The organism is Mesorhizobium sp. IMUNJ 23232, assembly GCF_044326205.1.
In the GTDB taxonomy this organism is placed as follows: Bacteria; Pseudomonadota; Alphaproteobacteria; order Rhizobiales; family Rhizobiaceae; genus Kumtagia.
Genome location: NZ_JBIRCY010000004.1, coordinates 21646 through 36485, shown reverse-complemented (window position 1 = coordinate 36485; position 14840 = coordinate 21646). Strand labels below are relative to the sequence as shown.

11 protein-coding genes are annotated in these 14840 nt (G+C 63.5%); 10 read left to right on the top strand and 1 reads right to left on the bottom strand.

Features of this window, described 5'->3' with window-relative positions; translation table 11 throughout:
• The first annotated feature begins 11 nt into the window (after nucleotides 1–11).
• A complete protein-coding gene (locus tag ACH196_RS03815; protein ID WP_396645076.1) occupies nucleotides 12–890 on the top strand; it encodes a TIM barrel protein in 879 nt (292 codons plus the stop codon).
• 205 nt (nucleotides 891–1095) lie between these two features.
• Nucleotides 1096–1998, top strand: coding sequence for a MurR/RpiR family transcriptional regulator (locus ACH196_RS03810; protein ID WP_396645075.1), 903 nt, complete (start codon nucleotides 1096–1098; stop codon nucleotides 1996–1998).
• Here the strand turns inward: ACH196_RS03810 and ACH196_RS03805 are convergent.
• Nucleotides 1995–4037 carry a hypothetical protein gene (locus tag ACH196_RS03805; protein ID WP_396645074.1) on the bottom strand — a complete coding sequence of 681 codons (2043 nt, stop codon included), beginning with the start codon at nucleotides 4035–4037 and terminating at the stop codon, nucleotides 1995–1997. The genes ACH196_RS03810 and ACH196_RS03805 overlap by 4 nt on opposite strands.
• 206 nt (nucleotides 4038–4243) lie before the next feature.
• Between ACH196_RS03805 and ACH196_RS03800 the strand changes: the two genes are divergently transcribed.
• The 8 genes from ACH196_RS03800 to ACH196_RS03765 all read left to right on the top strand — a co-directional run bounded on the left by ACH196_RS03800 (nucleotide 4244) and on the right by ACH196_RS03765 (nucleotide 14815).
• Nucleotides 4244–4984, top strand: a complete 741-nt coding sequence (locus tag ACH196_RS03800) for a GntR family transcriptional regulator (protein ID WP_396645072.1) — start codon at nucleotides 4244–4246, stop codon at nucleotides 4982–4984.
• A gap of 281 nt (nucleotides 4985–5265) precedes the next feature.
• Nucleotides 5266–7200 carry an ABC transporter substrate-binding protein gene (locus ACH196_RS03795; protein ID WP_396645071.1) on the top strand — a complete coding sequence of 645 codons (1935 nt, stop codon included), beginning with the start codon at nucleotides 5266–5268 and terminating at the stop codon, nucleotides 7198–7200.
• Nucleotides 7201–7318: 118 nt separating this feature from the next.
• Complete coding sequence (locus ACH196_RS03790) at nucleotides 7319–8320, top strand: D-2-hydroxyacid dehydrogenase (protein WP_396645069.1); 1002 nt, start codon at nucleotides 7319–7321, stop codon at nucleotides 8318–8320.
• A gap of 14 nt (nucleotides 8321–8334) precedes the next feature.
• On the top strand, nucleotides 8335–9321 hold the full coding sequence (locus ACH196_RS03785) for an ABC transporter permease (RefSeq protein WP_396645067.1): 987 nt from the start codon (nucleotides 8335–8337) through the stop codon (nucleotides 9319–9321).
• A gap of 10 nt (nucleotides 9322–9331) precedes the next feature.
• On the top strand, nucleotides 9332–10495 hold the full coding sequence (locus ACH196_RS03780) for an ABC transporter permease (protein ID WP_396645065.1): 1164 nt from the start codon (nucleotides 9332–9334) through the stop codon (nucleotides 10493–10495).
• Nucleotides 10496–10505: 10 nt separating this feature from the next.
• The gene (locus ACH196_RS03775) at nucleotides 10506–12242 is read left to right on the top strand and encodes an ABC transporter ATP-binding protein (RefSeq protein ID WP_396645064.1); all 1737 of its coding nucleotides are present in this window, start codon (nucleotides 10506–10508) and stop codon (nucleotides 12240–12242) included.
• Nucleotides 12243–12263: 21 nt separating this feature from the next.
• Nucleotides 12264–14333 carry an alpha-amylase family protein gene (locus ACH196_RS03770; RefSeq protein WP_396645063.1) on the top strand — a complete coding sequence of 690 codons (2070 nt, stop codon included), beginning with the start codon at nucleotides 12264–12266 and terminating at the stop codon, nucleotides 14331–14333.
• Between the two features lie 56 nt (nucleotides 14334–14389).
• Nucleotides 14390–14815, top strand: coding sequence for a hypothetical protein (locus tag ACH196_RS03765; protein WP_396645061.1), 426 nt, complete (start codon nucleotides 14390–14392; stop codon nucleotides 14813–14815).
• Nucleotides 14816–14840: the final 25 nt, after the last annotated feature.

Below are 14840 nucleotides of genomic sequence, written 5' to 3'. Positions count from 1 at the left end.
GAGAGGGCTGCATGACCAACAAGCTCGGCGTGCACGGCCTGGTTTTCACCGACGACTGGAGCGAGACGAATGCCAAGGCGGCGATCGATGCCGCGGCGCGGATCGGCTTCGACCTCATCGAGGTGCTGATCTTCGATCCGGCCGCCACCGACCCGAAGCTGATAAAGCGGCTGGCCCAGGACGCCGGCATCGATGTGGCCGTCGGCATGGCGCTGTCGCGGGAAGCCGATATGTCGAGCGTCGACGCCGCCGTCGCCGGAAAGGCCGAGGAGACGGTCGAGCGCTGCCTGGAGATATCGGCCGAGATCGGCGCGCCGGCGTTGAGCGGCCTGGTTTACGCTGGGCTCGGCCGCTACACGGCACCGCCGACGGAGATGCAGCGCAAGCTGGTGTCAGAACGCCTTGCCGGGCTGGACCGCAAAGCTATGGCCAAGGGACTGAAGCTTGGGCTCGAAGCGATCAACCGCTACGAAACCAACATGGCCAACACGCTCGACGAGGCCGGCGACATCATCCGGGCCGTTGGCTCGAAGAATATGTTTATCCATCTCGACACCTACCACATGAACATCGAGGAGAGCGATATCGCCGGCGCCATCCTGCGCAACCGCGCGCTGATCGGCTATGCGCATCTCGCCGACAATCATCGCGGCGTGCTGGGCACAGGCACGTTCGACTTCACGACCCTGTTCCGCACGCTGGCGCATATCGGCTATGCCGGCGCCTACACCGTCGAGAGTTTTTCGCCGGCGGCACTTTCGGCGGACACGGCCGGCGCCATCTCGCTGTGGCGGCGGTCATGGGATAGCGCCGACGCCGCGGCGGCGGCAGCGCTCGCCTTCATGCGGGTGAATCTTGAGGCCGCACGGTCGGCGCAGGCAGTGTGGTAGCGCTTCTAGCCCCATGTTGCAGTTGTCGCAGCGGCGCGCATGCCGAGACCGGCGGCGAGCGCCTGGCGAGACCGATGCGGGCCGCCGCGAACGGTCCAAAACGACCCCATCTTTGCAGGTCCGGCTGTTCATGAAACTTAATTCCGCGTAGGATAGCGGCTGCAAAAGCCTGGTCTTGGCTTGGCCGATTGAAAGGGGCGCAAAAATGGATCAGGCGGCGGACAAACCGGACCAGATCCTGCCGCGAATCCGGTGGATCCGTCCCTATCTCAACCCGGCGCTGCGGCGGATCGCCGAATTTATCCTGAAGAACCCGGAGATGGCGAAATCCAGCGCCATCAAGGATCTGGCCATCGCCTGCGAGGTTTCCGAATCGACGATCACCCGATTCGTCAAGACGGTGCAGGTCCCGAGCTTCCAGCAGTTGAAGATCAAGATCGCCGAGGAACTGTCGCAAAAATCCGATGGTGACAAAGCTGGCGGCGAGCGGCAACTGGTCTATGAGGATATCACGCCGGAGGATGGAACCTCGGCTATCCTCGACAAGATTTCCGGACGCTATGTCGAGACGGTGCGCGACACCCAGCGCGGCATCAGTGTCCATGAGATCGATCGGGCGGTCGAGGCGATCCAGAAATGCGAGCTGATCGCCTTCTTCGCGCTCGGCTCCTCGATCATCGCTGTCGAGAACGCCCTGATGCGCTTCATGCGGGTGGGCAAGCAGTGCCAGTTCTTCCGCGACTTCAGCGTGCGCCAGATCTCCACGGCGACGCTGAACGAGCGCTCGCTGGCCATCGGCATCAGCAATTCCGGCCGCACCACCACCACGGTTGAATCGCTGCAGCAGGCGCAACAGCGGGGCGCCACGACAATCTGCATCACTTCCTTCGCGGATTCGCCGATCACCGCCTATGCAGACATAAAACTGTTCACCCCAACGGTAACGGCGGCGAGCGGTTCGGCGGCCTATCACGAATCGATGGTGTCGAAGATCGCGCAGATCCACGTCATCGATGTGCTGTACTCGTGCTTCGCGGTGAAGAACTACGACAAGTCGATCGATGCTCTGGAAAGGACCGACGTCTACTCGACCGGGACCAGGATCTAAACCGGCACGATCGTGATCACTTCGAAATATCCCACGGGTGGCAGTTCGAGCGTGACGGTCTCCCCGCCATCCGGACTTCCCGCTGAAATCTCGACATCGGCAACCAATGCGTGCGCCTTGCCTGCGGCAATCCCGCGCAACGTCAACACCAGCCCGTGCGCCGGAATTGGTTCAGCGTAGGAATTGTCGCTCTGGCCGGAATAGTTGACGAGGTGGACGACAAGCGTGCCGTCCGTCCTGTGGCGTTGCAGGGTCAATTCCATCCGGTCGGGACGATTGAGCGCCACGGTCGGCGCTCCCGCGCCGCGCCCGGCGAGGCTGGCAATCAGCGCCCGATGCTCGAGCAGGCTGTGCTCGTGGTAGAGCGCATCCGGCTGCCAGGGAACGAAGATCACCTGTCCCTTGCCCGTTGCGCAGATGAGGACGCCGGGCAGGTCCGAGACGAGGTCCGGATCGGGAAAACAGAGTTCTGGTGGCCCGAAACGCTGCGTCGGCAGCATGCCGTAGAGTCGTTCCGCTCCGGGCTTTGGCTCCACCGCCTGGTAAGGTCCGTCAAGCAGGATCAGATCGGTATCGAGGCCCGGCAGCGGGTTGGCGTCGATACCCAGATAGCCGCCGCGGGTGCTGGCGATGATCTCGCGCACCTCGGTATAGGGTAGGGTGGTCAAAGCCGAAGCGGGGCGGGAATTGCCCGTCTCGTCATAGGCGCCGGCGGGGCCAAGCACGAGGAGCGCGCCGCCATTTTTTGCAAACGCATCGAGATTGGCGGCTTCGGCATCGCTGAGGCAGGTGACGGCCGGCAGGATCATGGTGGCATAGCGGGAATGGCGCTCGACGAAATCAGCGTCGGGGCCGCGATCGTCGGCAATAAGATCGAAGGCCAGGCCGGACTCGAGGAGGGCGCGATAGGCGCCGCGGAAGGCTCGCTGCGGCAGGCCGCCGGCTTCAGGGTGGTAGCGCCGGGATTTCGCTGAGTTGTAGAGCCCGATCCGCGCCGCTGAGACCAGCCCGCCGTATAGCCCCGCGTGCTTCTTGTAGAACGCGAAGATGTCGCGCACGGTCGGCAGCGCCTTGCGGTCAGGCTGCTCGGGCGGTCCCATGAAATAATAGTGCGGGTCGGCGCCGTTCGCGAGCTGCTGGGCGAGGCGAAGCGCCTGGGTGGCCGCACTCTCGGCGCTGTAGCGCCATGGGAAATCGATGAAATGGGTGAGGGCGGACGAGTGGCGAATCTCGCCGCCGCCGATCGAGTTAAATGTCTTCGCCTGCTCGCCGGAATAGTGCACCCATTCGGGGTGCGGGCGGTCGAGGCGGCGATTGACCTCGCCGCGGAAGAAGTCGGATTTCCGGCCCATATTGGAGATGGCGACGCCCGGGCGAATGGCCTTGGCGCGCTGATAGATGCTGGCGGCGAGTTCTTTGCTGGTGACGTCCTGGAACCGCAGATACTGCCGGAAGACGGGATTCGAGGTGACGGCGTCTTCCGGGATATCGTGCCCCGAGAAGGCGCGGAAACCGCGCTTGCAGTTCTCGCAGTGACAGAGCCCGTAGCTGCGGTAGCTGTAGTCGGTGGCGAGGTAACCGAACATATTGAAGAACATGCCGTCGATCTCGTAGCGGCCGAGGCTCTCCTCCAGAACTTTGGGCGACTGCTCGCGGTACCAGCCGCCGTTGACGCAGGCCTGATAGGTGCCGTTGTATTCGAAGGGATTGCCCTTGCCGTCGCGGCAGAACCATGAGGGCTCAGCATCGAAGGCGATCTTCGTCGCCTTGGAAAGGTCGTAGCGGCCGATCACCTTGATGCCGTGCCGGTGAGCGGCGGCGATCATCTCGCCGAGCAGGTCGCGGTCGAGTCGCGGGTTCGGCGCCTGCAGGGGCAGTTTGCTCGGATACCAGGCGAAGATGCCGCCGACGTTGAAGAGCATCGCCGTTGCGCCGAAATCAACCAGCGACTTCGCGACTGTCTCGGGGTCGAGGCTTGCGTCGGTCAGTCTGAGATTGGTCTGCACGATCCGCTGCGGCTGGCGCCACCATTCCGTCATCAAATTTCTCCGACATCGATTCCGGAGGGCGGTTAGGCCACCCTTCCATTCCTGCCAAGGTTGGCTGATTGCCGGCGGCGCTTGATCACCATCGGAAAAGCACATAAGTGCTCAATGATTATGTACGATATGTCAATGACGAGTTAGAATTTCTGCAAGGCCTGTGCTATCTAATGGCGAATGGCCTAGGCGAGGGAGAACACGTAGTGGCGGCAAAACTGGATCTTCTTGACGAGGATGAGGTCGTTTCCGTTGGTCGCCGCGCGTCCAGGCGCGAGCCCGGATACGGGCGGCTGCAGCAGTTGCTGCGCGACGAGATCCTCGAAGGCCGCATTCCCGCCGGGGCCCGTCTGAAGGTCAGCGATATCGCCGCACGCTTCAACACCAGCACCAATCCCGCGCGCGAAGCGCTGCAGGGGCTGGAAGGCGAGGGGCTCATCGTCATTACCCCCAATCGCGGCGCGCGGGTGCGGCTGATCGACGAGGACATGGTCAGAAACATATTTGATATCAGGGCCTTGCTGGAACCGTATATCATGCGGACCTTCGTCGAATTCGCCCGTCCGGAAGACGTCGCGGCACTGAGGGCATTGCAGGAAAAGTGCCAGTCGGCATGCGATGCAGCGCTCTACCCCGAGTTCCACGCGGCCAATGTCGATTTCCACGACTACATCACCGATCGTCACTTCAACGTCGAGGCGGTGCGGATCATGAAGCAGCACAATTCATGGCTGCGCGCTTTGTCGCTTAAGAATCCGCTGACGCTCGCGCATATGCGCGCCTCCTGCGCCGAGCATTGGGAATTGGTGGCGGCCGTCGAGAACGGAGATCCGGACGCCGCGGTGCAGGCGATCGGCAAACACATGGCGCGTTCGCGTGGAATCTTCCTCGCGCACATGCGGCGCGATCGCATGCGTGGTGCTTCCGCAGCAGGTATTTCTGCCTGAAAGACAAGATTTTCCAATAAGTTGTTCGCCTTCTGGCGTGACGGGGCGTGCAGGTCCGATTTCGTCCGTCGGCCGAAAATTTGCGATTTCGACGCAAAATTTCAGATTCTCGATTGCAGATCGCACATAATTTGCCTTAAGAAATGTGTTATGTGAACTTTCGCCTTGAGGAGGCTGCGAACCGTGACGGTTCGGGCGGGCGAAAGACGCAACCTGTTCATGCCGGCTGGCTCGATGGCCGCGGCGGAAACAAACCATGCGGTTTGAATCGGGAGGAATGGATGATCACACGATACAGGACCAGGTTGCTGACGTCGGCGATTGCCGCATGCGCCCTTGCAATGCTGTTGCCGAACACCGCGCTGGCGGGCGAGGCGCCGATGCTGGCCGAGCAGGTCGCCGCCGGCAAGCTGCCGCCGCTCGAACAGCGCATTCCCGAAAAGCCGCTCGTCGTCAGCCCTGTCGACCGGGTGGGCGACTATGGCGGGCACTGGCGGTCGGCCATGGTCGGCGGTTCGGACGACGGCTGGGTGCTGCGCACGGTCTCCTACGAGAACCTGATGCGCTGGTCGCCAGACTGGAAGGAAGTCATCCCCAACATCGCGGAAAAGGTCGACGTCAGCCCGGACGCCAAGGAATACACTTTCACATTGCGGAAGGGCATGAAGTGGTCGGACGGCACGCCATTCACCGCCGAAGACATCAAGTTCTGGTTCGAGGATCTGTTCCTCGACAAGCAGTTCACGCCCTCGCCGCAGGAGCCCTTCATCAATTCGGACGGATCGACCTGCGGCTTCGAGATGATCGACGAGACCACGGTCAAGTTCACCTTCAAGAACCCCAAGGGCCTGTTTCTGCAATATCTTGCCACCGCGCGCCCGCTCGACAATGCCGCGGTGCGCTATCCCAAGCACTACCTCCAGAAGTTCCACCCCAAATACAATCCGGATGTGCAAGCCGAGATCAAGGCCGCCGGCCAGACCGATTGGGTGGGCCTGATGGTCAACAAGTCGAACTTCTGGGCCAATACCGAAGTGCCGACGATCAACCCTTGGGTGTTCACGCAAGGCTACGGCTCGGGCTCGGCAACTCGCGCCGTGGCCGAGCGTAACCCTTACTACTGGAAAGTCGACACAGAGGGTAACCAACTGCCCTATATCGACGTGCGCGACTTCGACGTGCTGTCGGACCCGCAGGTGCTGGTCACCAAGACGCTCGCCGGCGAGATCGACTTCCAGGACCGCAGCCTGGCGACCACCGCCAACAAGCCGGTGCTGTTCGAAGGGCAGGCGGCGGGCGGATACGAGTTCTTCGAGGAGACGCCGGTCAGCCCGAACTACATCGTGATGATGCTCAACCTGAACCACAAGGATCCCGCGACCCGCGCGCTCTTCCAGAACAAGGATTTCCGCATCGGGCTCTCATACGCGATGGACCGGCAGGAGGTGCTGGACGTGATCTGGCTGGGGCAAGGCGAAGTGGCGCAGACATCGCCTCTTTCAGGCTCGGTCTATTACAATGAGAAACTCGCCAAGCAGTTCACGGAATACGATGTCGCCAAGGCTAACGAGTATCTCGACAAGGTGCTGCCCAACAAGGACGCGAACGGCGTTCGGCTCAAGCCCGACGGCAGTCCGTTCGTGTTGAGCTACGCCTACAGCGCCGCCAACCCCGTCTTCGGCGATGCGCTGGAACTGATCGCCGCGCAGTGGGCGAAGGTCGGCATCAACATGGTGCCCACCCCGCTCGACCGCACGCTGATCCAGACCCGCCAGGACGCTGGCGAACTCGAGGGCGTCGCCTGGGAGCGCGGCGGCGGCGACGGCGCCGAGGTGGTGCTCGATCCGCGCTGGTGGTTTCCCGCCAACAACGACAGCTATTACTGGGCGCCTGCCTGGACGGCGTACTATCTCGGCGTCAATCCAGAAACGTCCCAGGTAAAGCCGGAGGAGCCGCCGGCGGCGGCCAGGAAGCAGATGGAGCTCTACGGCCAGTTGCAGGCGAGCCCCGACGCCGTGGAGCAGGCCAAGATCATGAACCAGATCCTCGACATCGCCGCCGACGAGTTCTGGACCATGGGCGTCGCCTGGCCGGGCAGCGGCTATGGCGTGAAGAAGACAAACTTCCTCAATGTGCCGAAATCGATGCCCGCTTCATGGATCTATCCAACGCCGGCGCCGACCAATCCCGAGCAATATTTCATCGCAAAGCAATAGGCTTCCGACCCGCTTCGTCCGGCCTCCTCGGGCGAAGCTCCTCCCGGTCGGCGGGCGGACCACGGCTTCATGCCGCGTGTCCGCCCGTTCCGGCAAGCTGATGAAAACTGGAAGAAAAATGACCGAACGCGTGGTGGTGGTGGATACCGAGGTGCCGTTCAAGGGCGCGCATTGGCAGCGGCTCGTCGACGCGATCATGCCCGACCGGCTCGTTGCCGTCTCGCCCAAGGACGGAGCCGCTGTCGCCGCAGCACTTGAACAGGCCGAGATCGCCATCCTCGCCGGCGACCTCGACGAGCGGCACGTCAAGGCACCCAGGCTCAAATGGGTGCATTGCGACCACGCCGGACTGACCAAGTCGGCGCGCGCCGATGTTTTCACGCGCGGGCTGGTCGTCACCGGCTCCGCCGGACGCTCCGGGCCGGCGCTCGCCGAGCACGTGCTGATGTTCAGCCTGATGCTGTGCTCCCGCTATCCCGATTTCTACGAAGCCCAGAAGCGGCGGGAGTGGCGCCGTTCCCCCGAGATGAACGATTTGCGCGCGCTCTACGGCCGTACCATCGGCATTCTCGGCATGGGCCATACCGGCGTCGAGCTTGCGAGCCGCGCCAAGGCATTCAACATGCGGGTGCTCGGCTATCGCCGCCGCGACCTGCCCAACCCGCCGGGCGTCGACCGTATGTACTCGGCCCACAAAGGCGAGACGATCGATCCGATCTTGGACGAGGCCGACATCCTGGCGCTGGTGCTCAACCTGTCGGACGCCACGCACCATCTGATCGACGGTCGTGCCCTCAATCGCATGAAGAAGAGCGCCATCATCGTGAACCTCAGCCGGGGCGGGGTGATCGACCAGGCCGCGCTGATGGCCGCGCTTCGGGAGGGCCGGCTCGCCGGTGCCGGTCTCGACGTCACCGATCCCGAACCGCCGGCAAGGGACGACCCGATCTGGGATACGCCGAACCTTCTCATCACCCCGCATTTCACCGCGGCGGTGCCCGACAAGATCGACCGTTCGCTTGACGTCATCACGGAGAACTTCCGGCGCTATCGTGCGGGCGAGCCGATGCTCAACCGCATGACCGAGGAAGACCTCTGGACCAAGGGCGCCGGCCGCTAGGCGGGACGTCGAAGATGCTCGGCTATATCCTCAAGCGCATCCTCTTCATGATCCCGACATTGTTCGCGATCTCGGTGGTGTCGTTCATCCTCATCCAGTTACCGCCCGGCGATTTCGTCACCACGCTCGCCGCCCAGATGTCGCAACAGGGCGACACCATCGATCCGGCCACGCTGGCACAGTTGCGCGCCGCCTACGGGCTCGATCAGCCGGTCTGGGTGCAATACTGGATATGGATCACCAAGATCCTGTTCGCGGGTGATTTCGGCCGCTCCTTCGACTGGGATGCGCCGGTGTCCGACCTCTTATGGAACAGGCTCGGGCTGACTTTTGTGCTCTCCTTCACCGCGCTGGTCGTCACCTGGATGATCGCCCTGCCGGTCGGCATCTATTCGGCCGTCAGGAAATATTCGATCGGCGACTATGCCGCGACCTTCTTCGCCTTCGTCGGGCTCGCCGTGCCCAACTTCCTGCTCGCGCTGATCCTCATGTACCTCGCGCTGCGGTTCTGGGGCGTCAGCGTCGACGGGCTGTTCTCGGCGCAATATGTCGATGCGCCTTGGAGTTGGGAGAAGGCCGCCGACCTCGCGCAGCACCTCATCGTGCCGGTCTTCGTGCTCGCCGCCTCGCATATCGCGTCGCTGGTCCGCATCATGCGGGCCAATCTCCTCGACGAATTGTTCAAGCCCTTCGTCGTGACGGCACGAGCCAAAGGCCTGTCCGAGTGGCGGCTGATCTTCAAATACCCGGTCCGGGCCGCACTCAACCCGTTCGTCTCGACGATCGGCTGGACGCTGCCCGAACTGGTTTCCGGCGCGACAGTGACCGCGATCGTGCTCAACCTGCCGACCACCGGGCCGCTGCTGCTCAGGGCTCTGGTGGCGCAGGACGTCTACCTCGCCGGCGCGATGATTCTGATGCTCTCGGTGCTGACGGTCATCGGCACGCTGATCTCCGACCTGCTGCTGGCGTGGCTCGACCCGCGCATCCGCTACGGATGAGGGCGGGCCGATGAGCATCAACGACAACGATCTGACTTTGAACACGCCACCGGCGCCCGAAACCGGCGTGCCGGAGGCCGCTCCGGTCGGAACGGTGAAGTTCCAGCGTGCCGGTCAGTGGCAGCTTGCCTGGTGGAAGTTCAAGCGTCACAGGCTGGCGGTGGTCGGCGGTCTGGTGGTGATCCTGATCTACCTCGTCGCGATCTTCGCCGAGTTCCTCGCGCCTCATGATGCCGGAGCCTATTCGGCGCGCTACACCTATGCGCCGCCGCAGCAGTTGCATTTCTGGGACGAGAGCGGCTTCGGGCTGTTCGTCCACGGCTACAAGGTGCAGGTCAACAAGGAGAGTTTTGCGCGGGAATTCGTCATCGACCCCGAGGCCAGGATACCGGTCGGCCTGTTCGTCAAGGGCGCGCCTTACCGACTCTGGGGCCTGATCCCCGCTGACATCCGCCTGATCGGGCCGCTCGATCCCAAGCAGCCTATGTATCTGTGGGGCGCCGACAGGCTCGGCCGCGACATGCTGAGCCGCGTCATCCACGGCACGCGCATCTCCATGACGATCGGCCTCGTCGGCGTAAGCCTCAGCCTCTTCTTTGGCATCCTGCTCGGCGGATTGTCGGGCTACTATGGCGGGCAGGTCGACAACGTCATTCAGCGCGCCATCGAGTTCCTGCTGGCGATCCCGACCATCCCGCTCTGGATGGGACTGGCGGCGGCGATCCCGCCTTCGATGTCGCCGCTCCAGGTCTATTTCATCATCACCGTCATCCTCTCGCTGGTCGGCTGGACCGGGCTGGCGCGCGTCATCCGCGGCCGCTTTCTTGCGATCAAGAACGAGGATTTCGTCGTCGCGGCACGGCTCGACGGCACCAGCGAGCTCGGCATCATCCTGCGTCATATGGCGCCGAGCTTCGCCAGCCACATCATCGCGTCGGTGACGCTTGCCATTCCGGTCATGGTGCTCTCCGAGACGGCGCTCAGCTTCCTCGGCATCGGGCTCCGTCCGCCGGTGGTGTCCTGGGGAGTCCTCCTCCAGGAGGCGCAGAACATCCGCTCCGTGGCGACCGCGCCCTGGCTGCTTTCACCCGGCATCGCGGTGATCGTCACCGTGCTTGCCCTTAACTTCTTCGGCGACGGCCTGCGCGACGCGGCCGATCCTTATTCGGAATAGGGGGCTGGAGATGGAAACCGCGGCCCAAGCGGGCGATGTCGTGCTGACCGTCAACGGCCTCTCGCTCGACTTCGACAACAGCAAGACCGTCTTCCACGCCGTGAAGAATGTCAGTTTCCAGATGACACGCGGCAAGACGCTATGCCTTGTCGGTGAAAGCGGCTCGGGCAAGTCGGTCACCGCCCGCTCGCTGATGCGCATCGTCGATCGGCCGGGCAAGATCACGTCCGGACGCATCGTGCTTCATGTCGACGGCAGATCGATCGACATCACCGCGCTCGATCCGAAGGGCAGGGAGGTGCGGCGGCTGCGCGGCGCCAAGATCGGGCTGATCTTTCAGGAGCCGATGAGCTCGCTCTCTCCCTTCCACACGATCGGCAACCAGATCGACGAGGTGACGGAACTCCACCTCGGGCTCGACAGGAAGGCCGCGCGGGCGCGCACCATCGAACTGCTCCGGCAGGTCGAGATCGCTAATCCCGAGGCGATGGCGGAGCGTTATTCGTTCGAATATTCGGGTGGCATGCGCCAGCGCGTCTGCATCGCCATGGCGCTGGCCTGCAATCCGGACTTCCTGATTGCCGACGAGCCGACGACGGCGCTCGACGTCACCACGCAGGCCGAGATTCTCGACCTGATCAAGCGGCTGCAGGTCGAGCGCGGCATGGCGATGCTGCTGATCACCCACGACATGGGCGTCGTCGCCGAGGTCGCGGACGAAGTAGCTGTCATGCGCCATGGCGAGATCGTCGAGACCGGGCCGGTCGACGACATCTTTCACGCGCCCAGGCACGCCTACACAGGGCAACTCCTCGCCTCGACGCTGAAGCTCGAACACAAATCCGAGCGTCGGATCGCCATGGAAGCTGCGATGCCGGTGGCGAAAGAGCCGATCCTCTCGGTCCGCGGGCTCACCAAGCGCTATGGCGACGTCAAGGGCTTCTTCGGCTACGGCGTCGCCGAGGGCATGAAGGCGGTCGACCGTGTCGATCTCGACCTCTATCCCGGCGAGAATCTCGGGATCGTCGGCGAAAGCGGCTCGGGCAAGACCACCGTCGGCCGGCTGATCCTGAGGATCGCCGAGCCGACAGCCGGCACCATTCTCTATCGCGGCAAGGACGGCGCAAAGGTCGATGTCGCGGCGATGACGAAAACCGAGCTGCGGAAATTCCACTCGGAAGTGCGGCTGATCTTCCAGGATCCCTTCGCCTCGCTCAATCCGCGCATGACGGTCAAGAAGATCGTCGGCGACCCGCTTTATGTGAACAGGCTGGCCCATGGTTCCGAACTCGACGACCGGGTGGCGGACCTGTTGCGGATCGTCGGGCTCGACCCTGCCATGATGGACCGCTATCCGCACGCGTTCTCCGGCGGGCAGCGGCAGCGCATCGGCATCGCCCGGGCGCTGGCGCTGGATCCGCGCATCATCATCGCCGACGAAGCGACGTCCGCGCTCGACGTTTCGATCCGTTCCCAGATCCTCGACCTGTTGCTCGGCATTCAGGCGCGGCTCGGCCTGTCCTTCATCTTCATTTCGCACGACATCTCGGTCGTGCGCTATTTCTGTGACCGCGTCGCGGTGATGCACAAGGGCCGCGTGGTCGAGATCGGCGACGCCGACAAGATCTGCACCAACCCGGACGAGCCCTACACTAGGGCGCTGATTTCCGCGGTCCCCAATCCCGACCCGCGCAACAAGCGCATGCTGCACCGGCACCGTTTCGACGCTGCCGCGGCTCAAGCCTGACCATCTTCGGAGACCGAGACCATGAACGAGGCCACGACAAATGGCGCCGACGCGCGGCAATGGTGGCAAAAGCCGTTCCGCATGGTGCAGACCAATCTCAGGATGACGGACGCGGCACTCGACCCCGAAACCCTGGCGCAGCAGACCGTCGACCTCGGCTGCGACGTGCTGCTGTTCAACATTGGCGGCATCTTCGCCTTCTATCCGACCGAACTTGAACTGCACGCCCGCAACCCTCTCCTCGATCGCGATCTGCTCGGCGACATGATCGAAGCCGCGCATGCGAAAGGCCTGAAGCTGGTCGGCCGCTTCGACATGTCGAAGGCGACGCGCATCGCCTATGAGCGCCATCCCGATTGGTTCGTGCACAATCGCGAGGGAAAACCGCTCGAATACAACGGCACCTACCAGGCCTGCGTGAACGGCGGCTGGTACCAGGAGTACGCGCCGAAAATCATCGCCGAGGCGCTGGGCAAATACCCGGTCGACGGCATCTTCTTCAACATGTTCGGCTACCGTAGCACCGACTATTCCGGACGCTATTTCGGCATCTGCGTGTGCGGTAATTGCCGTCGCCGGTTCGGGGAGATGTACGGCAAGGACCTGCCGCTCAAGGAGGATTTCTCCGATCCCTCGTACCGCGACTATCTCGAATTCATGGACGTCACTACGCTCGAACTCGGCGACAGGATGTATGCGGCGATCAAGGCTGCCCGGCCGCAGACCGCTGTGATGGGTCAACGGACCCGGAACGACCTGATCCGCATGGAGGTGCAGCGGGCGGTCGACCGGCCCGCGCCCGAATGGCCGCATCAGTCCGGCGAACAGGCGCGTTGGGCCGCGGCCTACGGCAAGGGCAAGATGTTCGGATCGGCTTCGGCCAATTTCATCGACTTCGCATGGCGTTTCGTCGCCGAGACGGGCGCATGCCACGACCTGCGTTTAGCGCAGCAGATCGCCAACGGCGCGGTGCTCGACTACTATCTCCTCGGCGTCATCGACCAGGACGACAAGAAGCCGCTAGGGGCGGTGCGCGACCTCTTCCGCTGGTACGGGAACAATTCCCGGCACTATGCCGGGCTGCGGTCGGTGGCGAGGACGGGCCTCTATCAATCCAGGAAGACCGGTGTCTACGGCCGGGCCGCGGCGTCCGCCAAATATTTGCAGGGTTCGTTTCGCGGCATGTATCGCGCGCTGCTCGATAGCCGCGTGCCTTTCGACTATGTGATCGACGAGCAGGCGGGCGAGCCTGACTTCGCCGAGACGCTTCGCCGCCACGACACGATCTATCTGCCGAGCGTCGCCTGCATGAGCGACGCCGAGGCGGCAGCGCTCGACCGGTTCGTCGAGGAGGGCGGCACGCTGGTGGCGACCGGCGAGACCGGATTCTACGACGAGAAGGGCCGGCCCCGCGCCGTCAACGCATTGGCCTCGCTGCCGGTCGCCAGCGTTGCTCTCCTGCGGCCCGATATGCGCGGCGCCTATTTCCGCATGGGCGAGGAGGAGAACGCGCATGCGCCCGACGCGAGCCTGATGTATCTCGACGGCTTGTACCTGACGCCGCGGCTTGTCGAGGGCGCGTCGACGTCGATGACGCTGCTGCCGCCGCAGCGGTTCGGGCCGCCGGAACTCTGCTACCCCGAAGTCGAGTCCGACCTGCCCGGGGTGGTGAGCCGGTCCTATGGCAAGGGCCGCACGGTATTCCTGCCCTGGCTGCCGGACTGGCTCTATCACCGCGACAGCATTCCCGATTTCCGCCATCTGCTGACTTCGCTCGGCGGCGGCAAGGCGCCGGTGAAACTTCTGGGCAAGGGCAGGGTGGAACTGACGGTGAGCCGGGCCGGGACGGACGGGCACTTCATGGTACATGTCGTCAACTACACCGGCCAGAGCCACAATCTCTACGATGAGCCGGCGGACATCCACGGGCTGAGGCTGGGCCTGGGCGCATCCAGCGCAGGTGAGGCCCGCGCCTTGGTCGCCGATCGGGAGCTTGCGGTCTCGCCGGTCGACGACGAGGGCTTTGTCTGGGTTGACTTGCCGCCCGTAGGCGCCTTCGAGGCGATCCGCTTCGAGGCGGTCAGCCGCTAGCGGACAAGCTCGCCATCCTGTAGGTCGCATTCCGGACCCCGCTGGAGGCAGGTGAGATGTTCTGGGCAAATGACTGGCTGTGGGGTTTGCCGCTGCTCGTCGCGACGGTCGTTGTCCACGTCTCGATGTTCATGATCGTCACCCGGGCGTTGATCCGTGAGATCATTCCCTCAAAGCGCACGCGGTTCGACTTCATCGCCTCCGTCGCGCTCCTTGCGTTGTTTGCCGCCACCCTTCACTCGCTCGAAGCGCTAGCCTGGGCACTTCTTTACGTGGCGATCGGAGCTTTGCCGGACATCTCCATTGCAATGCTCTATTCCCTGAGCGCGATCACGAGCTACGGCCACGAGCATGTCTCCCTTGAGAAGGGGTGGCGACTGCTGGGAGCGATCGAGGCCGTGAACGGACTGATTCTGTTCGGCCTGACGACCGCGTTTTTCTTCGCGGCCATCCAGAACGCCTGGCCGGCCCGCGAACGCTGACCGGCGCTTGGCCGCGAGAGGGCCG